Raw genomic sequence first — 25819 nt, 5'->3', positions numbered from 1 at the left:
TTTTCAGGGATGTAGACTCAATCTATGACTAAATATGAGAGACCAATATGAGTTTAACTCACGAACAAGTTGTTCAAACAATGACAAAAATGCTTTGCCGTAGCAATTTTAATATTAAAAATGTTACTGAATTTATGTTGCCCGAATTGAAAGAAGCCGTCTATTTACACCTTGACGCTAAAACACCATTACTGATAATTAGACCCGCTTTTGAGGTTTTTTCTGGCGAATTAGCTACCATTAATGGTGTACATGCAAAATACGATTATCATCATAATGCGCAAATGACCCGTTTTCCGACTCGTCGTAATAAGGGAGTGTCAGAAGTTCATTATGGTTTAGCTTTTAAGTTTGATGACCAAGATGCCGTTGAAGCATTTATAAGTCGTCTTATTGAAATCGTTAAAGGCGGGTGATAATCAGGTAATCATTAGCAAGGGAGGCTCTATGACACAGTCGTTTGATATAAGTAAGTTTAATTATTGTTCCACTGGTTTTGGTCAGCCTCTTGTGTGGTCGCATGGTTTATTAGGTTGCATGCAAAGTGAAGATGCTCTTGGAATTTATGCATGGCATCGATTTCCTAAAAAACTGACATTATTGAGATATGATGCCTGTGGCCATGGTCTTTCTGCGTCATCCACAAACAAATCAAATTATTTGTGGACTAGCCTTGCAAATGATTTACAGCAATTAACACTTAACGTACTGGGTAATCAAACGGTCATTTTAGGTGGTCAATCAATGGGCTGCGGCAGTAGTTTGTTTGCTGCATTGAATCAACCTGATAGGGTAAAAGGACTCATTTTAATGAATCCACCTACCGCTTGGGAATTAAGAACCTCACAACGCGATTACTATATCAAAGTGGCCAAAGCCGCAAAAATGCTTGGTGGAAAAGGGCTTGCCAAAATCAACGCTAAGCACATTGATAGAATGTTACCTTCGTGGCTGGTAGATGCGCACAAACATAGTGTGCTGGGTATGTTGGATGGCTTAAAAAGCATGAAACGTTCAAGTCTTGAAGCCATATTTTTAGCCGCAGCAGAAAATGATTTCCCCACCCCTCAGCAACTTGCACAGTTAAACATTCCTTGCTTAATTTTAGCCTGGGATAATGATGCAAACCATCCTTTATCCTGCGCGACCACCCTAGCTGATTTGTTACCTTTAGCTGAATTACACGAGGCAACAAATATGGCTGATGTTGACGAATGGCCAAGCCTCATCATTGATTTTTGTTTAAAATTAGCCTAAATACATGACAGAATTCACAAATATGCACTTATTTTGTGATCTAACACTTTAGTTTTGTAGCGGTTTGACCGATATAGATTAATATTGAAAGAATAAACTCTCATAAAAACAGTAGGGATACACATGAATTGGCAATGGATTGGTAATCTTAAAATTTTTCAAAAACTTGCATTGTTAGCTATTCCTCCTCTTTGTATTTCTATCATTTACGGCGGCATGTTTGTTCATAATAAGTATCAAACTCGTCAACAACTAACCCTTATCATGTCGTTAACTGAACTTGCGGTGACTAATAGCGCATTTGTCCATGAGTTACAAAAAGAACGCGGTATGAGTGCAGGATTTATTGGTTCACAGGGTAAAGCTTTTAAAGATAATTTACCGCAACAACGCCAGCTAACCAATCAACAGTTGCAGCTGTTTAACGATTTCATTGCTAATGTCGAATTACCTCAGGCATTCAACACTAAACTGAATCAAGTATCACAAGCCTTAACGCAACTCAACTCAATGAGAGATTCTGTCGATTCATTGACAGTCTCGGTGGCTGATGAAGTAAAGTATTACACCTTAATGAATACGCTTCTTTTGTCTATGGTTGATGATGCTGCGACCGAGACCCAAATTAGTGATCTAGCATTAAGATTAAAATCTTTTGCAGCCTTCTTACAAGCTAAAGAACGTGCAGGTATAGAAAGAGCCGTTTTAAGTTCAACCTTTGGACAGCAAGGGTTTAAACCAGGTGTGTATCGTAAATTTATTAACCTTGTGGCCGAACAAAACACCTATGCAGAACGATTTTTAGCATCCGCTCAGCCTGATGAAGCACAATTATATCAACGCGCATTAAGTTCATCAGCCTTTACTGATGTTGATAAGATGCGTGAAATCGGTTTTTCACAAGAGCCTGCTAACATTCAGCAACAATCGCCTGAAGAATGGTTTAAAACATCAACAGCACGCATTAATGGCTTAAAAGATATTGAAAATCAGCTTACACAAATGCTAAAACAATCTGCCCAATCTAGTTTAGATAATGCTTCCCAGCATATGTTGACATCTTTACTTGCATTAATAATCGCACTTGCATTTGTTATTTCAGTCACTATGAGTATTTCAAAATATTTGCATGTCAGCTTACGCAAAGTGCAAAAAACCATTACCCATGTTGGCGCAAATTTTGATTTAACGTCACGGATTGGGCATCAAACCTCAGATGAATTTGGCCAATTAGCATCATCTTTTAATAGCATGATGAATGAATTTGAGACCATCATTGATCAAGTGAGAAAAAATGCCATAACGCTCGTTAATGCTGTGGAAACAATGAATGGCTTTACCCACTCAATGCAAAGTGATGTTTCTCAAGGGTCCGCCGAAGCTGAGCAAGTCGCTTCTGCAATGACAGAAATGAGCGCTACGGTAACGCAAATTGCAGCCAATGCAGTGCAAGCCTCCGAGGCATCCACTCAAGCCAATTCAGAAGCTAAAGCGGGTAACAGCGACGTTAGCAAAACCAGTGATGCAATTAAAATCTTAGCCGTTGAAATTGGCGATGCTGCTGCGGCTATTCAAACATTAGATAAAGATGTACAGGATATTGTCACCTTACTGGATGTGATCAGTTCAATTGCCGAACAAACTAATTTATTGGCACTTAATGCGGCAATTGAAGCGGCTAGAGCAGGTGAGCAAGGTCGAGGATTTGCGGTTGTAGCAGATGAAGTTAGAACCTTGGCTCAACGATCGCAAAAATCGACAGAAGATATTAAATGCATGACAGATAAATTGAAATCTGGGGCATCATTAGCGGTGCAGGCAATGGAGCGAGGTCAAACCCAAGCCCAACAAAGCGTTGAAGAAGCTGTACATGCAGGTAAAGAACTGAATCTTATCGTTCAGCATGTTGGTGTTATTGACAGTATGAATGAGCAAATTGCTACCTCTACCCATGAACAATCTGCTGTAGCTGAAGAGGTTAACCGTAATGCACTTAAAATCAGTGAGATATATCAACATACTAGAGAAACCGCACAGCAAATATCTGAATTAAATGACCAATTACTCAATGATGCTAGCGCCATGACAAACATTGTCAGTAAATTTACGCTTAGTCGTTAATGTGACTAAATATCAGTACATCGTATGATGTTTTTACAATACATTTAAATACGCAATACCATGAAGCTGGATACCATTAAACATTCATTAAGCAAGATGCCGATTGATAAATAGCATTTTTACATGATAACACCGGGCAATAGCCCGGTTTTTTTGTAGGACCAAACTAAATGGATTTATGTAAAGATTACCTCACCACCAATAAAGCAACATGGAACGCTCGCACTGATATTCATGTTGCTTCAAAGTTTTACAACATTGACAATTTTTTACAGGGATCGTCATCGTTAACTGAAATCGAAACGGCTGAATTGGGTGATGTTACTGGCAAGAAGTTACTGCATTTGCAGTGTCACTTTGGACTTGATAGCCTTTCATTCGCCAGAAAAGGGGCAATAGTAACAGGTGTCGACTTATCCGATAAAGCAATAGATAAAGCCAACGAATTAGCGGCTAAAACTGAGTTAAATGCTAGATTTGTTTGTCATGACGTTTGTTCATTCGAACACACTGCCAAAGCGAACTTTGATATTGTTTTTACCTCTTTTGGTGTCATTTGCTGGCTACCTAATTTATCACTGTGGGCTCAAACGATTGCGGATAACTTAGCCTCAGGTGGCATTTTTTACATGGCTGAGTTTCATCCATTTCACGATATTATTGAAGGTTACGCTTATTTTAATCATCAGCAGCCCGATGTTGCACAAGAGGGCACCTATACAGAAAATTGTACCGGTGAAAAACATACCGTTATCACATGGGCACATCCCATCAGCGAAGTTATCAATGCCTTACTTTGTGCTGGTTTACAGCTAAAGCATTTTAATGAATTTGACTATAGTCCCTACAACTGCTTTGCCGGACTGACTCAAAACAACAACCATTCCACACCTCGCTATCAACTGCTTAACGATAATATCCCGATGCCATTAGTTTATTCATTGAGCGCTATAAAACCATAACACGACTTCTGTCTAAGCCTAATCCGCTGTTTGTTGAATGGTTTAAGTTTGCACTCGAAATTTTCTAATAAAAACTTTGCATAAAGGCTAAAACAACCTAAAATAACTGTATATATAAACAGTGGTTGTTGTTATGCGTATTATTCCTATTCATGCCAGTGCGGGGATTACCGGTTTTGAGTCGCCTGCATCTGAGTACTTACAATTATCTTTAAGCTTAGATGAGCTGCTTGTTGAGCATCCAAATGCGACATTTATTGGTATTGCTAAAGGAGATTCAATGCAAGGGTGCGGTATTTTTTATGACGATTTATTAATTGTAGATCGCTATGAAACCGCACGTCATGGCGATGTGATCGTTGCTAATTTCAATGGCGAGTTTGTCTGTAAAATTTTAGATAAAAATCGCCGAATGCTACTTTCATCGAATGAAATGTATCAACCACAGGTTATTAATGACTATGACTCATTCAATATAGAAGGTGTGGTGATCCGTTCTATTCGTTGTCATCGTCAAAGTCCATTACTAGTCAACCAATCTTAAGTGGGTAAACCATGTTTGCCTTAGTTGATGCTAATTCATTTTATTGCAGTGCAGAGCAGGTTTTTCGTCCCGATTGGCGCGGTAAACCCATCATTGTATTAAGTAACAATGATGGTTGTATTGTAGCGGCTAATCGACAAGCCAAAGAGTTAGGTGTGCCTAAATTTGCGCCTTATTTTCAAGTAAAAGATTTATGCGTTAAGCAGGGCGTTATTGTTTGCTCAAGCAACTATGAACTTTACGCTGATTTATCCATGAAAATGATGAATGTTATTGGCCGTTTTGCTCCAGATCAGCACGTGTATTCAATTGACGAAAGTTTCTTATCTTTTAAACAATCTTATCCAGCCATCAAGTGTTTACATTCCCAGGGCCAGCTTATACGCAGAGCTGTTTGGAAAGAGACTCGTTTGCCAGTTTGTATCGGTATCGGGGCCACACTAACCCTGGCTAAAGTGGCAAATCACGCGGCTAAAAAACTTCCTGGTTACCGAGGTGTTTGCGTCATAGATAACGAACAAAAGCGAGTGAATATATTGCAGTCGATGGCGGTAGGAGAGGTATGGGGCATAGGTCGACGTATAAGCAAAAAATTAGCCCTAATGAATATCAACACCGCTTTTGATTTAGCCAATATGCCAAATGGGTTAGCCCGTAAGCAATTCAGTATTGAAATTGAACGTACGGTGCGTGAGTTAAACGGTCAGGTGTGTAAAGTTTGGGATGAGGCGAGGGCAGATAAACAGCAAATCTTTTCTACTCGCAGTGTTGGTGAGCGTATTGTCGATTATGACTCTTTGCAGCAAGCGTTAAGTAAACATATAGCTATTGCTGCAGCAAAAGCGAGGCGTCAAGGCTCGTATTGTAAAACCATGATGCTGTTTGCCAATAACTCCCCTTATGATGAGCATCCCGTCAGCTTTAAAGCACTGGTTTATTTTGCTTGCCCGACTCATTGTACCGCTGAATTAACCAAAGCCATGACAGAAGCAGCGCCTAAACTGTTTAGGTTAGGTGTACGTTATTATAAAATAGGTGTCGGTTTAATTAACTTAACCAGTCAAAAACATGCACAACTGGATTTATTTAACCCTCCTAAGGCTAATCCGGCGTTAATGAATGCGCTTGATGGCATAAATCAACGCTATGGCACAGACACCTTATTTTTAGCAGCCCAAGGCATTGAACAAAAATGGGCGATGCGCCGAGAGCTGCTCACTCCGCAATACACCACAAATTGGAAAAGTTTGCCGGTAATTAAGTGCTAGCTTCAGCTAAAAATGTCCGAATTATTACCTCACAGGAATTAGATGTTCAACTGATTTACTCATCCATTAAATCGCTTTGGAACAGAAGCGACTTAGTCACCTAACCATTTTTTGGACAAAAGTGTGTTACGAGCATCCATCGTCTAATTCATTTATATCAGCCCAGTCATGGAAGAACATAGCTTCAATCTAACCAATTGCCTGCCGCTGGGATGTTCAGTATGAACGGAATGTCGCGATCACATGGATGTGAAAGAGCGACCTTATGTGCAGATAATCCAGCGAGACGCCGCAAGCACATCCATATGGGCTTAACCAAAACATCCATGTTTTGGATACTCGCTGGCTCATCTGCACCCGAAATTTTCACATCTTCGATTTAACTTCATTCGTAACAATTCCATAAGAAAAGCTTGGATGTTCGGTTTGAATTGAGGTCATCGAAAAAAGGTCGTGAGCTTGGCATGGATGCCAAGCTAGCTTTCGTTGGACCATGGACGGCCCATCGGAAGCGTTAGGGCTTTTTGACAATGGCCGAAGCCGATTACAGATGAGGTTTAAAGCTGGATCGTACCCCATCGAAAATTATGCGCTTTTCAGCATTTTTCGTCTGGGGCGCTGAGGGTTTCCAAAGGGGCGCAAGCGTTTTGCCCCTTTGGTCTGGTGTGGGCGAAGCACCACGACGTTTAGGGCCAAAGGTCATAATCCAAACTTGTTTTGGGCCATAAAATTGTTACATCAAAGAACGATAAAGATGATATTTTGTATTAGGAAAAAAATTTCAAATTAAATTTGCTTGCCCAAAATCAGTTATTCGCACCTGTAAAGCACATTGAAGTATATCAAGATAAGGAAATGACGATGAATAAAGGGAATTTAGAAAAAGTGTTTATCACATTTGGCAAAGATGTATCATCTGCAATGGCATTGTTTGCTTTCAATTGGGAACATGGTTGTATAACTCACTTAGAAGCTACCTCAACTGAATCTGCTTTAGAAGAAATAGCAATGCATACGTCCACAGATAAAGCTTACTTTATACTCGTCGATGTAAATACTGAATCATTGTCTCAGGCTCAAAGTGTAATCCTCAATACATGGGTAGGAAGCAGAGCTGAAGTGATTTGTTTCACCGGCAAGGAACCATTAACAGATTCTAACGATATCTATAATCGACTTGAGCTTAACTCACATCAAAGAGTGCAGTTATTTCCTATTGATTGTTTTGAGCCAGTAATCAGCGCATACGGTCATGTAATGACTGGCTTTTCAATTTCTTGCGTTGGCTTTGATGATATTTACAGCATTTTGCAAACAGGTACGACCGTAGCAATGCAAAAGATTACTTGTAGCAATGCAAAGGAGCTACCTTACTCACTCTATACTGGCTATGAAAAGTTAATTAGCGAAGTAAAACAAAATACTTTTGCCGTAACAGGTGTTGTGGTGGTGCTGATAGGTGACATAGGTAATCAAAACATTATGCAAGTGACAAATGCCTGTAGTGTTTTATTAAGTGCACTAACCAAAGATGTAGACTCTATCATACACACAAACTTTCAATCAGGCGCAAAAACTGAAGTTCTACTGTATGTTGTTTTAAAAGAAGTAGCTGATACTAAACCATTTCAAGAGAAGATAAAGTTACCTCAATTTTTAACAAGATAAGAAACTAAAATTGTGAGATTTTATTTATTGAATGCTTCTCACGCTAAGGCCATCACTATTGAAGTGAAATAATCCATTTTCAATGCACCACAAACCAAGATTTAAATTTCGTTATCAAAGTTCTAGCTCATCAATATGCATTTCCTTTAACGGGGTTAAAAAACAACAATGTTATATGAGTGCCCAATTTATCGTTATGTCATTTTTTGCCAATTGGTTTGAAGCTATGCGACTTGAATTAAGCAATTTATATAGCAACAAACTCAACGATCAAAAGCGAATAAAATCATCCAGTGAGTCATAACCTGACGCAGTCTTGGCGTATCTTTAATTTCATATAAAAAATGGAATAAATACCTATGTTCATCACTGAATCAAAGCTAATTCTGGTCATCGGCGTTGGCGGGTGTGGTTGCTCAACTCTGCAAACACTCAAAAAGAAACACAACTTTTCAGACATTCGATTTCTAGCCATAAATACCGATCAACGCTCATTAAGAGGCAATGTAGCAGACGACACCATTCAAATTGGTCAATCATTAACGAATAATTTAGGCGCCGGCGCTAATCCTGATGTTGGGCGTCTTGCAGCAATAGAATCGAAGGCTGAAATATCAAAGGCAATTGAACAGGCCAGCATTATTTTTATTACAGCAGGTATGGGAGGCGGTACAGGCACTGGTGCTATTTCAGAGGTTGCAAGAATAGCTCAAACTCACAACATTCCAGTGATTGCGCTAGTCACAAAACCTTTTAGTTTTGAGGGAATGAAAAAAGCTAGGTATGCAGAAGAGGGTGTTAATGCATTAAAACAATATTGCAATGCATTAGTCGTGTTACCGAACGACAGATTATCCAAAGTGCTTGGCGGTAAAGTAAGGCTTATTGATGCGTTTGAGATCAGTAACCAACTTTTAATAGATACCTTGTCAGGCTTAAGCTTCATGCTAAGTGTGACAGGACTTATCAACATTGATATCAGTGACTTTAAATCGGTCATTCACACACAAGGTTATGCTTCAGTTGGTATGGCTAAGGCCAATAATGCAAGTGATATTGAAATCGCGATTAATAGGTTATTAGACAACCCATTGGTTGAAAGTAACGACATTAGTTCTGCAAATGGCGCGATAATTAACATCGTATCACAACAAGAATTGGCATTAGATACTTATCATCTTATAGGCAATATCATCCAACAGCGTATAAGTGCAGACGCCAATCTCATTGTCGGTTTAACCATCGACCCAGCGATAAACAATGCTATTGAAGTGTTTTTATTTACAACTGGTATTCCCTTTCGGTAAAAAAAACAAATTACACTTAATAATCAGATTGTTACGCTTTAAATTTAATCGAAACCCTCAATCGCAATACGACACAAGTTGTCGCATCATTAGATATAATAACCAACAAGAAGTTAATAGGTTTTTATGGGTGGTTAATTAACAGAATCAGTCAACATTATGGAAAGCCCTATACCGATAGATTTGCTGTAAAAGGCTAAACCCTGGCACCAATTGTTCCTCCATATTTACGATAATTTTTTTACCTTATTCATTAACTGATAATCTAAGAGGCTGATATATGATCATCTTTAAATCATTTAAAAAAGAAACTGAAGCGTTATTGTCACTCCTTGATGATGAGAATAAATTTGGTATTGGTTATTCTCTGCAACCGGGCCTGACAGAGCGCGTATGGATCCAAGAATCTAATGAGTTTGATGGCATTGATAATTATCTGAGAGATGACTACAACAACCTGTGGGCCGAAGAGTACGATATAACATTATTAGTTCGTCTCGCATTAGACTGCTGGGAAAGTAAGCTTCCAAACCCAGCTAGAAATGTAAAAGCCCTCTGCAGCACTCGCTCAGGAAAATACGCCATGAAAGAAGATTCACCTTTTTATAGCTTATGGACACTATTTCTCAATAGAAATGAATCATTGATGGATTTAATCTCAAAAAGCAGCGATCCCGCTTTGCAACCGAGTGTCTTACTTGAACATGCCGAATTATTACTTGATGCGCATTATCTGACGATGCAAAGGTTAAATCGTCGCTATGGCGGCGATCCCCGCTGTTGTAATGAACATAAATGGTTTAAATCAAAATTACCCTTGCCTGCAATAAAGGGGAAATCAAAACCAAGGGAGCCTAATAAAGCCTTCAATCGGGGTTTTGTGTCTATAATGCTGGCGGCAAAAATAGTCATGCATTTTCATCCCCAAAGTAGCTTACTGCAAGCTTTAGCCCTTGCGCCAGAACATTATGCAGTTGGAGAATGGGGCTATGAATACTGGTTTCGCAGAACCTTGCAAAAACACTGTGCCATACAGCAAGGTTGGTTATTTCTATTGATGAACTTGCCAAGGTTCGCACCAGAGGAATTAATGTATTTAATGAGTCGAATCCCCGTTAGTGCCAATGAATGTGATGCACTAATCGACGTATTTGATGAATATTATGATGAAGATACTCAAGAAAGAGCAAAACATTGGTACCGTGATAAATCAGAATATATGGATTACTTCGAGAAATATTTTCAGGTAGGTTATCTGCTTAATCACTAAGTCTTTGTTGTTTCATGGTTCATCATTAAATTAAAGGTCTACTATGTCTAAGAATAAAAATGCGAATACGCTGCTAAGACAACAAACATTGCTTAAATATATACCTGCGAATGAAGGAATAAAAAGCGCTGACCTACTCAACAAACTTAAAAGTGAAGGATTTGAGGTAACTCAACGCACATTGCAGAGAGATCTCGAAGTGCTGTCGCAGTACTTTCCAATTTATTCTGAAACCGACACAAAACCCTATCTATGGCGTTGGTGTGGTCTTGGTATCAATCGAACACATATAGACAGCATCAGTGTAACGGATGCATTGTCATTAATGTTGGTAGAAAAGTCATTACAACAACTATTGCCTCCAGCGATGCAACGTCATTTACAACATAATTTTGAGCATTCACGACAGCTATTAAACACCTTAAAAGATGATGATAATGCCCAATGGTTTGAAAAAGTTGCCAGCGTAATGCCAGATATTGGTTTTAAACCACCATCAATCAATAGTGATTTGTTAACACAAATACAAGGTGCATTATTAAAAGACCAAACCATTGAGGTGAGTTATCTCAAAACAAAAAACACAACAGCAACTGAATATTTGTTGATGCCACTGGCCTTAGTACAACGAGGGCACGTGCTTTATGTCATTGCACAAGATATCACTAAGGGCGCAACTACCGCACAAATCAAACGGTTTGCCATGCACCGTTTTCAAACGGTAACCCTTACTTATGAGCAGGGGAACCGTCCACCTAATTTTAATCTACAACAATATTTACAAGATGGTGCAATGCAATTTGGCAATGGTGACAAACTCTCACTCAAAGCAAAAGTCACTGAAGAACTGGCCTTTTACTTAATTGAAAGCCCAATGTCAGATGATATGAAGATTATCCAATCAGAGAATGGAACATATCAACTCAGTGCCACAGTCAATAATGGTTGGCAATTAAACTGGTGGCTAAGAGGCCAAGCGGCAAACATTGAGGTAATAGAGCCACAAGAGCTAAGGACTAGAATGCGCGATAATTTACGTAAAACGCTGGCGATCTATGATGATTTAATATCGTGATAAATTATGAAGCAAAAAACAAAATTTTTAACTTTTGTTTTACGACAACAAAATAATTGACCATTTGTTACTAATAATAGAAAGTAGCAATTGGTATCAGAATAACGACAACCATAATAATTTAAAAGGGATTTTTATTCGTAGAATTAATGTTTTACCTCAGATTCAGTTGGCAGAAAGTGGCGTGTTTGTAGGAAGCGAAGATAATTTAATTGCTTTACGTCAGGGTGATGTAGATGGTGCATGTGGTCCTTATAGCTTGCTTATGGCTTTAATTACGCAGGAAGTGTTAAGTAGAGAGGAAGTCACAGACCTGAGCCAACAGGACGGTCGAACCCGGTTGGGTAAGTTTTGGAATAACCTTATAGTGTTTAACACTATGGTTCGTGAAGGTACATTTAATCATGATCTTAGTTGGTTGGTTGAAACCTTTAAAAACCATCCCAACAGTAAAGTTACCGCGAAAGATCTTGAGTCATCAAGTACAAGAAACAAAGCCAGCGAAATTGCAGAGTCAATTGATAATGGTGATCCTGTCATTGTAGGTCTAGATTGGCAAGGTGGAGGAGCACATTGGGCCCTCGCTATCGGCTATGAAACTTTTAATGACCAAGTAACTAAAATAATGCTTATAGATCCAGGTTTTCCAGCACCTAACATAACTTATTGGAATGCTGTTTTATCAGTAGCAAAAGATGATGGCGAGCTTCAAGTGGCGGGTAAATTATCATGTTTACATTGGGCACAAGGGGCATCCATACCAAAAAAATGTAAATTGTCCGAATGCTTACAAATCACAGTAAATTAACGTGAACGAAAATAAACACTTAGTTGCGGCTTAGTGCTTGGTGTTTAATGACTTTTTAATAGCATTAAATTGAATAAGGATGTTACATGAGAACAATATTTTGGCGCTTTGCTTATGATGAAACACAACTACAGTAAATTTTATCTGAAAGTAAGCTCATTTTTCCTAATTTAGCTGAATGGCCACTGTCGAAAAACTCTGAAGATAAGGTACTATTAGACATCAAAGTGGGACATTATATTTTATTAGCCAATTTTAATTTAAATACCAATATAGGCGCAGTTCGAGGTGTCGGCAAAATCATTTCGAAAGTCGATACCGAGTTTGTAGTTGAGTGGCGTAAACCGATTCCATTTTGGAACCTATCTCCGAATGTACAGGGCGGTATCCAACAGTGGCGAAATGAAGGTGTATTCTGCTTTGATGCTCCTCCAGTAAAACATTACAAATTGGCACCGTTAACTGAAAAGTTATTTAAAAAATAATACCGAACTCAAACCTTCTACTTGGTTAATCTAACTCACATTTCCCACTGAAATACGGCGGTTTTTTCTGGTTTACTAAGCACTTGAGTGATATCTTACAAATCAACAATTTTGTATTTTTGTATCGTTAAAGATTGAGGTTTGCATGGAGCTAAATATCGAGCAGGAATTGCTTAATAAAGCATCACAATTGTTTAGTAAGCTAGGGCTGACAACTGAGCAAGCCATCCGAATTTTTCTTACAAAATCAATTTCATCTAATGGCTTGCCTTTCCCCATCATTCTTGATGAACAAGACGTGTCTGCCAAATCCAGTATTACCAACAGCCAAATTACAGACACCTTGTTAACTTTGGTTGAACAAGGTTTACCTGAGTCAGAATTACTCAGTTTACAAAATCCAGACTACTGCAAAGAAGTGTTCGCCTTATCCTTTGCTGTACTCAAACAAGCTAAAACAAATCAGCAAGCCGATATCAAAACAGCAGCGCAAGATGCCAAAGGCCATAATCGCTACTCCACTAAAAAAGTCGCTCGCCACAAAGGGCAGTATTACGTTATTTGTACCCAGTGGACCGACAGGCACCGAGCGCTATTTACCCATTGGCATAAGCACATTCAACGCAACACATCATCTGTTAGCCGTTAAACAAATTTATTGATAGGAAAGCCTCATGGCCATTAAAAAGAACGAACTGTATTCATCATTATGGGCAAGCTGTGACGAATTACGTGGCGGTATGGATGCCAGTCAGTATAAAGATTACGTGCTGACCATGTTGTTCATGAAATACGTTTCAGACAAGTTCAAAGGCGACCCCTATGGCATGATTGTGGTGCCAAAAGGTGCCACGTTCGATGACATGATAGCGGCGAAAAATGATAAAGAAATTGGCGACAAGATTAACAAAATCATTGCCGCACTTGCCGAAGAAAACGATCTTAAAGGCATTATTGACGTTGCCGACTTTAACGATGAAGACAAGCTTGGCAAAGGCAAAGAGATGGTTGACCGTCTCACTAAACTGGTAGGGATTTTCCAAGGCTTAGATTTGTCTGGCAATCGCGCCGAAGGGGACGACTTACTCGGCGATGCCTATGAATACTTAATGCGTCACTTTGCCACCGAGTCGGGTAAATCAAAAGGGCAGTTTTATACCCCCTCTGAAGTCTCGCAAATTCTGGCTAAAGTGGTCGGCATTACTAAAGACACTTCACAAGACACCACTGTTTACGACCCTACTTGTGGTTCTGGCTCCTTGCTATTAAAAGCCAGCCATGAAGCGCCGCGTGGTTTATCTATTTTTGGTCAAGAAATGGATAACGCCACCAGTGCACTGGCTCGCATGAACATGATTTTACATAACAATGAAACGGCTAAAATTGTTAAAGGCAATACCTTATCATCACCAGAATGGAAAGACGCTGCCGATAAACTCAAAACCTTCGACTTCGCCGTGGCTAACCCGCCATTTTCTAATAAAAACTGGACCAGCGGCTTAAACCCACAAAGCGATCTCTATGGTCGCTTTACCTGGGGTATACCACCTGAAAAAAACGGCGATTACACCTTTTTGCTGCACATTATCACCAGTTTAAAGAGCACAGGTAAAGGCGCGGTCATTTTGCCTCACGGAGTGTTATTCCGTGGCAATGCCGAAGCCAATATCCGTGAAAACCTCATTAAACAAGGTTACATAAAGGGCATTATAGGCTTGCCTGCTAACCTGTTTTACGGCACTGGCATTCCTGCCTGTATTATCGTCATCGATAAAGAGCATGCTCAAAAAGCAGTATTGTCAAATGAGTCAACAATAAACAGTAATTCAGACATCGCCATAGCAGGCCGTTCAATCTTTATGATTGATGCAAGTAAGGGCTTTATTAAAGATGGCAACAAAAACCGCCTACGCAGCCAAGACATTCATAAAGTTGTCGATGTGTTTAATAAAGGCCTAGAACTCGAACGCTTTAGCCGTTTAGTCACTATTGATGAAATTGCTAAAAATGATTACAACCTCAACATACCGCGCTATATCGACTCATCTGAACCCGAAGACTTGCACGATTTAAGCGCCCACTTGCAAGGCGGCATTCCCAATCGCGATATCGATGCCCTTGAACATTTTTGGCAAGTATTCCCCAGTATTCGCGCCACGCTATTCAAGCCTGCCCCTGAACCTAAACGCAGCGGCTACAGCCACTGCATGATTGAGGCGAGCAAGGTTAAAGCCAGCATTCTTGCCCATCAAGAGTTTAAAGACTTTGCCGCGCGCAGTTTATTGCCCTTTAAAGCCTGGGTAAAGCAGGCCGCGCTAACTGAAATCAGCCTAGGCGATAGCCCTAAAGAGCTTATTCACGACATTTCAGAAAACCTGTTAACCGCCTACGCCAACAGTGAATTACTCAGTAAGTACGACATTTACCAGATTTTAATGGATTACTGGAGCGACACACTGCAAGACGATGTCTACGTGCTTATTCAAGACGGTTGGCAAGCAGGGAACACCTTACGTGAATTAGTGGTCACCAAAGGCGATAAGTCAGCTAACAGTAAAGAAACCCCAGACTTAATCGTCAATAAGAAGAAGTATAAGGCCGAGCTTATTCCACCGAGTTTAATCGTGGCGCGCTACTTTGTCGCTGAGCAAGCCAAAGTGGATGCACTGCAAGCCAAACAAGATGAAGCCGCCCAAACGCTTGAAGCTTACCTTGAAGAAAATGCCTCTTCTGGAACAGGGAGCGAAGATGGGCTATTAGCTGATGCTATGAACGACAAAGACAAAATCACCAAAGCCAGTGTCGCCGCTCGCCTTAAAGTGGCAACCGACTCCGAAGAATTAACAGCCCTTCGACATGCCACTAAATTGTTTACCTCTGACGGTAACGCTAAAAAAGCGGTGAAAGAAGCACAAGAAGCTTTGGATGTAGCAGTATTTAACCAATATCCGAAGCTCAGCATTGAAGATATCAAAACCCTGATTGTCGATGACAAATGGCTAGCCACATTACAAGCCAATATCATTGCAGAGATTGAGCGTGTCACCCAACAAATGGCTAACCGCGTTAAACAACTGGAAGAACGCTATAGCACGCCACTGCCAACCCTCTCTAAATCAGTCGATGATCTTAGTTATAAAGTCGCAGGCCACTTAAAAGCAATGGGCATGGAGTGGTCACTATGAGCGCATTAGAGCAAGTGGTTTCAGAAGGATATAAACAGACTGAGGTTGGCGTTATTCCCAAAAACTGGGAGTCTCTAAACTTAGGAGATTTAGCTGAGGTCAGAATGTGCAAACGAATACTGGCTTGGCAGACTAGTAAATCTGGACCAATTCCATTTTTTAAAATTGGAACGTTTGGAGGAAAACCTGATGCATTTATTCCCAGTGATTTATATAACGATTTCAAAAAGAAGTTCTCATTTCCAGAAAAGGGAGATGTTTTAATTTCGGCTGCTGGAACACTAGGGAAAACTGTTGTTTACGATGGTGAAGATGCTTACTTTCAAGATTCGAATATTGTTTGGCTTGAAATAGACAAAACAAAAATACTCAATGAGTATTTGTTTCACTATTACAAGGTCATCAAGTGGGCATCTACAGAAGGCAGCACCATTTCTAGACTATACAATGGGATAATAAAAGCTTCACCTATTGCACTTCCCCCGTTAAAAGAACAAACCGCCATTGCCAATGCCTTATCCGATGTTGATGCACTTTTATCGGAATTGGAAAACATTATCGCCAAAAAACAAGCGATTAAAACTGCCACCATGCAGCAACTGCTGACAGGAAAAACCCGTTTACCGCAGTTTGCCTTTCATTCTGATATTCACAGTACAGAAGACGCTGTCGAAGGTAAGCGCAATAATACTACAACAACGATCGTTAACGCTGACCCCAGCGACGACGGCTCGCTAGCTTCTCAAGAGCGCAGAGGTATGGATAGCCGACGTAAAGGCACCAAAACCAGCGAACTAGGCGAAATTCCAGAAGATTGGGATATTAAGCAATTAAAAAGTATTCTAAGTTTGAAAAATGGATACGCTTTTAAAGGTGGAAATTTTTCAGATAAAGGGCCAATTGTACTAACACCCGGAAATTTCAAATTAAACGGTGGCCTTTACTTCGAAAAGCGAAATACAAAAAGGTATAAGGGTAACTACCCAAAAGGTTTCGAATTTGAGAATGGTGATTTAGTCATTGTAATGACTGATTTAACACCAGATTGCAACTTACTAGGTAAGCCAGCATTTGTAGAGAATGAAGATCAAGTTCTTCACAATCAGCGAATTGCAAAAGTTTCGCTGCAAAGTCATATTTGGGATAGAAAATTTTTATATTACTCACTTCTATCGCCAACCTATCTTTCAGTAATTAAAAATGGAGCTACTGGATCTACGGTAAGACATACATCACCAACAACTATTTTAAATGCTTGGGTAATAGAACCACCAAAAGAAGAACAAATCGCCATCGCCACTATTATCTCGGATATGGACAACGAAATCCAAACCCTTGAACAGCGTCTAAGCAAAACCCGCCAAATTAAACAAGGCATGATGCAAGAACTGCTCACGGGTAAAACCCGCTTGCCGTTTGACAAAGACACAATATCTGAGGTCAGTGTGTAATGAGTAAAAAGGAATTAGTACCACAGGATGTGACGGTAAAACTAGTGAGCTTTAGCAAATTAGCTAACGAAAAAAGTCCATTAGCGTTAGACAGTTATCAGCGCGCTTATGTTTGGGGGGAAGATAAAATCATTCAACTATTAAATGATTTTTCTGAATTCATCCAAACAAATAATGGCGCTAAACAATATTACATGGGCACTTTGCTGCTGCACCAGAAAGTTGGTGTTAAGCAAAACAAGCATTTCGTTATTGATGGCCAACAGCGCTTAACAAGCTTGTCGGTTTTGTATTGGTTGTTACACGGTAAGTTGCCAGCCCATATACAGTTTGAATTTCGCTCGTCTCGATCTTTGATCAATATCCAGCAAGCAAAATTCACTATGCAAGCATGGTTCAAAGAACAGAAAATTGATAAGGAAGAATTTACTAAGGTGTTTAGGCAATTACGCTTCACTGTCATTGCTGTGCAGCGAGAAGACTTAGCCTTTACCTTTTTTGATACTCAGAATAATCGTGGTGTGCCGCTCGGCAGCACAGATTTACTCAAAGCCTTCCATTTACGTGCTATTCAAGATGGTAATCTTAAATTGGTCGAGCAACTGCAAAGCCATTGTGCGAGGCGTTGGGAGCAAGTTCAACTACAAGGCGAATTAGGCAAAACTAGCCAGCACAATGATTTTGCTCCTGAGTTATTTCATTATTATTTGTGGCGAGGCCGTAATTGGACTGGTAATCAAGTAGTAGAGCTAGAAAGTAAAGACGAAATGCTTAAACATTTTGGTGAGCACAGTAAAAAAGCCATGATTGGCGAGGTGGAGTTGTACTGTGCAGGTACAAACCAATGGGGGAAAAGCCTTACATTAACAACTACCAATGACTATTCGTTAACGCCGGCAAAACAACATATTGGCCAACAAGCGGCTTATTTACCTTTTGCTTTGCGCCAACCCATAAGCCAAGGTGTAGGTTTTTTTCTCTATGCTGAAAAATATGCCTCAATGCTCAATGTGTTGTTTCATCAGCCATCTGATAGCCCTGAAGTGTTGGCGCTACAAGGTTTTTATAATGACGTTGTTTCAACCTTATCAGCTTATTTACAGAGTCTATTCCGCTTAGCGGTTTTGACATATTTCGACAGGTTAGGCAGCGAGGGATTGCTACGATTTGCTATTTGGTTAGATCACCGTTTGGGTGCAATTCGATTAACACAGGCCGACATCCGCCGTGAAACGCCACTTAAATTTTTACGGGATGCAAAACAGAATTTGATCGATGTGCTTGCACATGCCTACGATATCGATGATGTGATCCGCTTTTTACGCCAAGAAGATGTAAGCAATGCGTATGCAACTAATGATGGATGGAAAAAACAGATTAAGCGTAACCGTTTAGTCCAAGAGCGTTACGCTTGTGCCGTTGCAGGATATTTTAATCTTGCTGATTTGCGAAATAAGACTAACCAACATGTGGAAAGCACGATTACAAATAAACTAAATCAAGTGAGTGCTGAAAAACTCGGTGTCCTGCAGGGAGCTCGTCATGTCTAAATTTGAGTCTCATTTAATTACTTTGGAAGACGTGATTAAAAAACAGTATTTTTTTAATATTCCCATTTATCAGCGACTGTACGTCTGGGGAAAAGAGCAAATACATAGCTTGTTGGATGATATCGTTACTGCCCAGCAAGAAGATAAAAATGAGTTTTATCTGGGTGGCACCTTAGTCATTGAGAGGACGTTACATGATACGACTGACACAAGTAAACTCTATGACCTCATTGACGGACAGCAACGTTTTACCACCTTATGGTTGATAAGCGTGGTACTGGGTGAACATCTTACGGAATATCGACAAGTGCAAACTGAGCAAGGTGTTCGTCCGCGGATAAACTTTGCCATTCGCCCTCAAGTCACTGAATTTTTTGAAAAGTTGTGTCGTGAAGAAAAAGCAACCTTACCGCAAGCTAAGCAGTTAGAAGATGCGCTTCAATATATCAAGTCTTATTTTGACAATGCTGAAGTCAAGGTAGATAAAGTTACTTTAACTGATTTTATTCGCACGAAAGTTCAGATGATCTTAACAAAAGTACCTAAAGAGACGGATTTAAATAAATTATTTGAAGTGATTAATAATCGTGGTGTGCAGTTACAGCATCATGAAATTCTAAAAGCTAAGTTACTTGAAAGCATAGACTCAAAAGAACGCGAAGCTTATGCACAGTTGTGGGATGCCTGCTCAGACATGAACGGTTACGTTGAACGCCATCTACGCGCAGCGACTCAAGTTAATACCCTTGCTTTATACGAAAGTAAAATAGAGTCTGACGTTTATCAACGCGAACAACTCAGTAAGGCCAAGTATGTTATTAAGAGTTTGAAGCAAAACAAGCAGCATATTCAAACCAAGCCGATGAGTTTGGCTGCGATTTTAAAGAATAAAAATAGTTTCACCTCGAATGACTCTGAACCAGAAGAAGACGTTGAGGATGGTTTACCCGACAGGGTGTCAAGCATCATTACTTTTTCAATGCTTTTACAACATACATTGCGGATATATTTACAGCAAAGTGGCAAGTTCGAACATAAAGACATCAACAAAGTTTCTGATAAAGATTTACTGCAAATATTCAAATTACATTGGCTTAAATTTCAACCTAGCAGCGAGCAAGTTAAGCAATTTATCGAACTGGTTTGGGAAGTACGCTATCAATTTGATAAGCACATCATAAAATGGGTCCTAGTTGAAGAGGACAAACAACATGCTATTCGTAGAATTTACGTCAATCGGAATACAAAGAAAAAAACCGAATATTTACAACGTTATTCCACAGATGCCGAGCCGGATTTTGCACTTTTACAGAGTATGCTGTATCACTCACAGCAAATGACAACTCAATATTGGTTAACACCATTACTTAATTTTTTGTTAAAAAACAATGAGAAAAATGCAATTTACTATTTGCAGCATCTTGATAATCATTTACTGTGTAGTGAAGCTGATGCTCCTTTGATTGAACGTACTCATCGTTATTTGGTAAATTGCTGGCATAAAGAGAAAGTGTTAAACGCGGCTAAAAGCCTTAACCAACACTACGATAATGGAACTCAATATCCGCATTATTGGTTTTACAAACTTGAATACGTCCAGTATCTCAAATTGAAAGCTAAAAAAAGTAATCTTGTCGATAATTTTAGAATGACAGCTAAAAACTCGGTTGAGCATGTCACGCCGCAAAATCCAAGAATTCCGCAAGATGCAATACCAACGGATTTACTTCACACTTTTGGGAACTTAGCCTTGGTTACTGGGAGTATTAATTCTGAAATGACCGATGATGGTTTTACTATCAAAAAAGCTAAATTCGAAGAAAGACACAAAGGCAAAGGTGTGTCGCTTAAGCTTGAAGATATATATTCAAATAAACAGTGGAAAAAAGATGAAATTAAGCACCATCATCAAAAAATGATTAGCGACTTTAATACTTATATTAAAACGGTGAATGACAAAACAACGGAGTTGTTGAATGAGTAATGTCGGCCAAAAGGAACGTGCCACCCAAAACCGTGTGGTTGATTTTTTTCAACACCAATTGGGTTATCGCTATTTAGGCGATTGGAAGGACAGACAAGATAATCGCAATGTCGAAAGCCATATTTTAGCTAATTGGCTTCAAGACAGAGGCGTATCTGAACCCCTGATTAAGCGTGCATTACGTAAGTTAGATATTGCCACGGCGTTGGGTGAAGGTAAAAAACTGTTTGATGCCAACAAAGAGGTGTATCGGTTACTGCGTTATGGGGTTAAAGAGAAAGAGGGCGCTGGTGAGCAAAATCAAACCATATGGTTAATTGATTGGCAGAATCCTGAGGCTAATGATTTTGCTATTGCCGAAGAAGTGACGGTAAAAGGCGAGCTAAAGAAGCGCCCCGATCTTGTCATTTACGTTAATGGCATTGCTCTTGGGGTGATTGAATTAAAGCGCTCGTCTGTGTCAGTGAGTGAAGGTATTCGCCAAAATCTGGATAATCAGAAAAAGGCGTTTATTCGCAATTTTTTTACCACTATGCAGTTGGTGATGGCGGGTAATGATACCCAAGGCTTACGTTACGGCACCATAGAGACCACTGAGAAATATTATTTAGAATGGAAAGAATCACCAGGCGTGTGTTCGCTTCCTCGCGATCATATAGAAACCAAAACCATTCTCGATTCTCATTTAGCACAACTGTGCGACAAGCAACGTATTCTTGAGTTGTTCCATGATTTTATCGTGTTTGATGCTGGGGTTAAAAAGACCTGCCGCCACAATCAATTCTTTGGCATTCAAGCGGCTAAAAAGCATGTTGTTTCGCTGACAAACAATAAACAAGGCGGAATTATTTGGCACACTCAAGGTTCTGGCAAAAGCCTAACCATGGTGTGGCTAGCCAAGTGGATACGTGAAAACGTAAAAGATTCAAGGGTATTGATTGTTACTGACCGCACAGAGTTGGATGAACAAATCGAAAAAGTATTTTCTGGTGTTGATGAAGAAATCTATCGGACTAAAAGTGGTCAAGACTTGGTACTCACACTCAATAAACCTAACCCTTGGCTATTATGCTCTTTGGTTCATAAGTTTGGCCGAAACGGTGAGCTTATTGACGATGAAAATGATGATTCTGCAGCAACAGACTTTATCGATGCGATAACAGAAGGTGTATCAGGGGATTTTAGTGCCAAAGGTAATTTGTTTGTGTTTGTTGATGAATGTCATCGAACTCAGTCTGGCAAGTTGCATACCGCGATGAAAGCGATTCTTCCACAGGCCATGTTTATCGGTTTTACCGGTACGCCACTGATGAAAAAAGATAAGAAGAAATCTTTAGAAGTGTTTGGCCCTTATATTCATACCTACAAATTTAATGAAGCGGTAAGTGACGGTGTGGTTTTGGATTTACGCTACGAAGCGAGGGACATAGACCAGCATTTAACCTCACCTAAAAAAGTAGACCAATGGTTTGAAGCTAAAACAAAAGGCATTTCAAACCTGGCTAGAATGCAGCTTAAGCAAAAGTGGGGCACCATGCAAAAGGTGCTGTCGAGTAAGTCACGTCTTGAGCAAATTGTTAGCGATATCTTAATGGATATGGAGATCAAACCCGCCTTACTCTCTGGCAAAGGTAATGCCATGTTGGTTTGCGCTAGTGTTCATCAGGCTTGTGTGGTGTACGACCTGTTTAGCAAGACGGACTTAGCGGGTAAATGTGCCATTGTGACCAGCTACTTGCCAAGTGCGAACACCATAAAAGGTGAAGAGTCTGGTGAGGGGCGGACTGAAAAGATCTTTAAATATGATACTTATCGCAAGATGCTAGCCGATTACTTTGAGCAAAGTGAAGATGAAGCAGCTAAACGTGTCGATGAGTTTGAAATATCTGTAAAGCAGCGCTTTATTAAAGAACCTGGGCAAATGCGCTTATTGATTGTTGTCGATAAATTGCTAACGGGTTTCGATGCGCCATCAGCGACTTATCTTTACATCGATAAAAATATGGCTGATCACAATTTGTTTCAGGCTATTTGTCGAGTTAACCGACTAGACGGTGAAGATAAAGAGTATGGTTATATAATCGATTATAAAGACTTATTCCGCTCACTCGATAAAGCAATCAAAGACTATACCGCAGAAGCATTTGATGGATACGACGAAGCCGATGTAGCGGGGCTGTTGAAAGACCGTTTAGTACAAGCCAGTGAAGACTTAGATACTGCATTAGAAACCGTGCGAGCATTATGTGAGCCCGTAAAAGCGCCACGTAATACTAGAGACTTTATCCATTACTTTTGTGGTGAATCCGGCGTTGAACCAACGGATGTAGACGAGCGAAGCGAAAAAGAGGCGCTGCGTTTAACCCTATATCAAGCGGTGGCCAAGTTATTAAGGGCTTATACAAACCTTGCTAATGAAATGGAACAAGCAGGGTATTCGGCAGTGAATGCCGAGAAGATTAAACAAGAAGTCATTTACTATGAGAAAGTGCGCGACGAAGTAAAACTGGCCAGTGGTGATTTACTTGAAATGAAGCGGTTTGAGCCTGCAATGCGTCAGCTATTAGACATGTACATCCGAGCGGATGACAGCGAACTGTTGATGGATTTTGAAGAGCTAGGCCTCATTGATTTGGTTGTGAACAATAATGGTGCCGGGCTGGGCGCTTTACCTGAAGACTTGCGTAATGATGGTGAAGCAATGGCTGAAGCTATTGAGAATAACGTGCGTAAAACCATTGTTGATGAAAACCCGGTCAACCCTAAATATTTTGAACAAATGTCAGCATTGCTTGATGAAATTATTAAGCAGCGTCGTGAAAAAGCCCTTAATTATCAAGAGTACTTAGAGCAAATTCGTGAATTAGCCAAAAAAGTGGTTAACCCAAGTGATAACAGAAGTTCAACGTATCCAAGCACCGTTGATTCGGCTGCGAAACAGGCGCTTTATGATAATTTTGGCAATGATGAAACGCTTACTACCAAAATAGATACCGCTGTGCGTGAGACAAAAAAAGCAGAATGGTTAGGAGATAGATTTAAAGAACGAGAAATAGCTAATGCGGTTAGGCAAGAAACAGCTGGTTATGATGTAGATATAGAAACGTTAATGGCACTTATTAAGGCACAAAAGGAATATTATTAATGTCGTCTAGTGAGGTCATTCAGATTGGTGGCATTGAAGTGCAAGTCAATCGTAAACCAATTAAAAATTTACATTTAAGCGTATTGCCACCCAATGGACGGGTAAGAATGTCTGTGCCTATGGGGGCCAGTGAACAAGCCGTTCGTCTTGCGGTGATTACTAAATTGGCGTGGATTAAGAAGCAACAAGCTGATTTTGAGGCGCAGCCCCGACAATCTATTCGCGAAATGGTCAGTGGCGAAAGCCATTATCTATGGGGCAAACAACACCGCCTAGATATAGTGAAAACCTCTGGTAAACATAAAGTATCTATTAAAGGTAATAGCATCATTGAGTTACAAGTAGCTGATAATACAACAGCAGCTAACCGGTTGAAGTTATTGAATGGTTTATATCGTCAGCAAGTGCAAAAGACTATTAGCAAGTTGCTACCTTATTGGCAACAAAGACTGAATGTTGAATCGACTTCTGTCGGCATTAGGAAAATGAAAACCAAATGGGGCAGCTGCAATATTGAAGCTAAAAGCCTATGGATTAATTTGGAGTTAGCTAAAAAACCAGTGGAATGCATCGAGTTTATTCTGGTCCATGAGTTAGTGCATTTAATTGAGCGTCATCATAATGAACGCTTCAAAGGGATTATGGATAAGCATCTTCCTAATTGGAGAGAAAGACGAAACTTATTAAACAGCTTGCCATTGGCATATGAAGATTGGAGTTACTAGACCTAGGCCTTATAAAGTAGGTCTAACGTTAAAAAAACATACCACAGGATTTAAAAAAGTAAGGTGGTATAAACTGACAACAAAAAGCGCTCTGAATAGAATATTGCACCAAAGTTGTGCACTGAAATCGTTTATTTAAATTTAACTATCTGATTATAAATACTAAAACTCCAGATCCACGAAGTAAGACAAAACTCATTTGGTATGAGAAACCAAGATGTAGGGACGTTATAGTAATACGCAAATACCCTATTTAACATAATATACATTGTGCGCAGTTATGTATGGGTGTGGTGATGGGGGCTATTTATGCCTAAATGGCGTTCCTTCTGTGAATAAACTTAAATGGCCGTTCCAGTACTCACATGCAATGAACAACGACGCGTATTGGTCGAACCATGACGGCTTATGGCAATCATCACACTGTAGTTCAGGTTTATCTTGGCGCGAGACCATGGTTACACCACCGGATATGTAATGATCTGTTTAGGTGCACGATTAAACGCTTTCATCATGTGCACTGCATTATTGTCCATGGTTAATCCTCTTATTTGGTAGTTATCGCGTCGCTGCTTGTTTGCTTGGGTAATTTGCTGAGTGTTTGCCCGAAGCGTTTAAGCTCAAGGCTGCCAAAGTTGTTAACGATAAAGTTAGCGCTATCCAATGTGTATTCACCCGCTAAATAAACCTCAGCTGGACTGGCGACTTGTAAGGTTAATTGCACTGGAAATTTACCGCCTAGATAAGTGTATGCGGTTTGTTGGTAAAATGTCCGCGCGGCTTTCCATATTTAAATACGATGAACCCCAGCTTTACTGAACATCTTCTTGATAGACTTTAATTGGGAAAAGTGATTAATAATGCTGATACTATATTGAAACGAATGAGAATATCAGCAATCTAATTGATTGAGACATTGCATTGCAATCCGTCAGAAATTAACTTCAACAGTTAATGAACACACTGCGTACCGCGTTTAATTAAAAGCATTTTCTATTATTAGTCGCTGATATT

Annotated in this window: 20 protein-coding genes; 19 read left to right on the top strand and 1 reads right to left on the bottom strand. The window is 39.8% G+C overall.

What is annotated here, in order from left to right; all coding sequences use genetic code 11:
• Positions 1–47: 47 nt before the first annotated feature.
• From ORI98_RS08890 to ORI98_RS08800, 19 genes are all read left to right on the top strand, one after another.
• Positions 48–416: a hypothetical protein gene (locus tag ORI98_RS08890; protein ID WP_261298178.1), complete on the top strand. Its 369-nt coding sequence runs from the start codon at positions 48–50 to the stop codon at positions 414–416.
• A 31-nt stretch (positions 417–447) separates the two neighbouring features.
• The gene (locus ORI98_RS08885; RefSeq protein WP_306134992.1) at positions 448–1257 is read left to right on the top strand and encodes an alpha/beta fold hydrolase; all 810 of its coding nucleotides are present in this window, start codon (positions 448–450) and stop codon (positions 1255–1257) included.
• A gap of 123 nt (positions 1258–1380) precedes the next feature.
• Positions 1381–3378 (top strand): methyl-accepting chemotaxis protein, encoded by a 1998-nt coding sequence (locus ORI98_RS08880; protein ID WP_306134991.1) that lies wholly within the window; start codon positions 1381–1383, stop codon positions 3376–3378.
• A gap of 170 nt (positions 3379–3548) precedes the next feature.
• Entirely contained in the window at positions 3549–4340 is a 792-nt protein-coding gene (locus ORI98_RS08875) for a bifunctional 2-polyprenyl-6-hydroxyphenol methylase/3-demethylubiquinol 3-O-methyltransferase UbiG (protein ID WP_261298175.1), read from the top strand.
• A 133-nt stretch (positions 4341–4473) separates the two neighbouring features.
• Entirely contained in the window at positions 4474–4884 is a 411-nt protein-coding gene (locus ORI98_RS08870; protein ID WP_261298174.1) for a LexA family transcriptional regulator, read from the top strand.
• Positions 4885–4895: 11 nt separating this feature from the next.
• Complete coding sequence (locus ORI98_RS08865) at positions 4896–6152, top strand: Y-family DNA polymerase (protein WP_306134990.1); 1257 nt, start codon at positions 4896–4898, stop codon at positions 6150–6152.
• Positions 6153–7013: 861 nt separating this feature from the next.
• Positions 7014–7820 (top strand): hypothetical protein, encoded by an 807-nt coding sequence (locus ORI98_RS08860; protein ID WP_306134989.1) that lies wholly within the window; start codon positions 7014–7016, stop codon positions 7818–7820.
• A gap of 359 nt (positions 7821–8179) precedes the next feature.
• On the top strand, positions 8180–9127 hold the full coding sequence (locus ORI98_RS08855; protein ID WP_306134988.1) for a cell division protein FtsZ: 948 nt from the start codon (positions 8180–8182) through the stop codon (positions 9125–9127).
• Positions 9128–9407: 280 nt separating this feature from the next.
• Positions 9408–10397, top strand: a complete 990-nt coding sequence (locus ORI98_RS08850; protein WP_306134987.1) for a hypothetical protein — start codon at positions 9408–9410, stop codon at positions 10395–10397.
• Between the two features lie 43 nt (positions 10398–10440).
• Complete coding sequence (locus ORI98_RS08845) at positions 10441–11472, top strand: YafY family protein (protein ID WP_306134986.1); 1032 nt, start codon at positions 10441–10443, stop codon at positions 11470–11472.
• Positions 11473–11506: 34 nt separating this feature from the next.
• Positions 11507–12280, top strand: coding sequence for a hypothetical protein (locus ORI98_RS08840; RefSeq protein ID WP_306134985.1), 774 nt, complete (start codon positions 11507–11509; stop codon positions 12278–12280).
• A 227-nt stretch (positions 12281–12507) separates the two neighbouring features.
• The gene (locus ORI98_RS08835) at positions 12508–12765 is read left to right on the top strand and encodes a hypothetical protein (RefSeq protein ID WP_306134984.1); all 258 of its coding nucleotides are present in this window, start codon (positions 12508–12510) and stop codon (positions 12763–12765) included.
• Positions 12766–12910: 145 nt separating this feature from the next.
• Positions 12911–13414 (top strand): type II toxin-antitoxin system RelB/DinJ family antitoxin, encoded by a 504-nt coding sequence (locus tag ORI98_RS08830; protein ID WP_306134983.1) that lies wholly within the window; start codon positions 12911–12913, stop codon positions 13412–13414.
• A 25-nt stretch (positions 13415–13439) separates the two neighbouring features.
• The gene (locus tag ORI98_RS08825; RefSeq protein ID WP_306134982.1) at positions 13440–15950 is read left to right on the top strand and encodes a type I restriction-modification system subunit M; all 2511 of its coding nucleotides are present in this window, start codon (positions 13440–13442) and stop codon (positions 15948–15950) included.
• Positions 15947–17401, top strand: coding sequence for a restriction endonuclease subunit S (locus ORI98_RS08820; protein WP_306134981.1), 1455 nt, complete (start codon positions 15947–15949; stop codon positions 17399–17401). The genes ORI98_RS08825 and ORI98_RS08820 overlap by 4 nt, the downstream gene beginning before the upstream one ends.
• Positions 17401–18951, top strand: a complete 1551-nt coding sequence (locus ORI98_RS08815; RefSeq protein WP_306134980.1) for a DUF262 domain-containing protein — start codon at positions 17401–17403, stop codon at positions 18949–18951. The genes ORI98_RS08820 and ORI98_RS08815 overlap by 1 nt, the downstream gene beginning before the upstream one ends.
• Positions 18944–20935: a DUF262 domain-containing protein gene (locus tag ORI98_RS08810; RefSeq protein ID WP_306134979.1), complete on the top strand. Its 1992-nt coding sequence runs from the start codon at positions 18944–18946 to the stop codon at positions 20933–20935. Before ORI98_RS08815 ends, ORI98_RS08810 begins: the two co-directional genes overlap by 8 nt.
• On the top strand, positions 20928–24080 hold the full coding sequence (locus ORI98_RS08805) for a type I restriction endonuclease subunit R (protein WP_306134978.1): 3153 nt from the start codon (positions 20928–20930) through the stop codon (positions 24078–24080). Before ORI98_RS08810 ends, ORI98_RS08805 begins: the two co-directional genes overlap by 8 nt.
• A complete protein-coding gene (locus ORI98_RS08800; protein ID WP_306134977.1) occupies positions 24080–24805 on the top strand; it encodes a M48 family metallopeptidase in 726 nt (241 codons plus the stop codon). The genes ORI98_RS08805 and ORI98_RS08800 overlap by 1 nt, the downstream gene beginning before the upstream one ends.
• 547 nt (positions 24806–25352) lie before the next feature.
• Here ORI98_RS08800 and ORI98_RS08795 read toward each other — a convergent pair.
• Complete coding sequence (locus ORI98_RS08795) at positions 25353–25529, bottom strand: hypothetical protein (RefSeq protein ID WP_371931139.1); 177 nt, start codon at positions 25527–25529, stop codon at positions 25353–25355.
• Positions 25530–25819 lie beyond the last annotated feature (290 nt).

The sequence above is a fragment of the Shewanella sp. ULN5 genome (genome assembly GCF_030731885.1).
GTDB classification, from domain to species: Bacteria; Pseudomonadota; Gammaproteobacteria; order Enterobacterales; family Shewanellaceae; genus Shewanella; species Shewanella holmiensis.
Note: the sequence above shows the minus strand (reverse complement) of the source record. Positions and strands in the feature narration are given on the sequence as shown.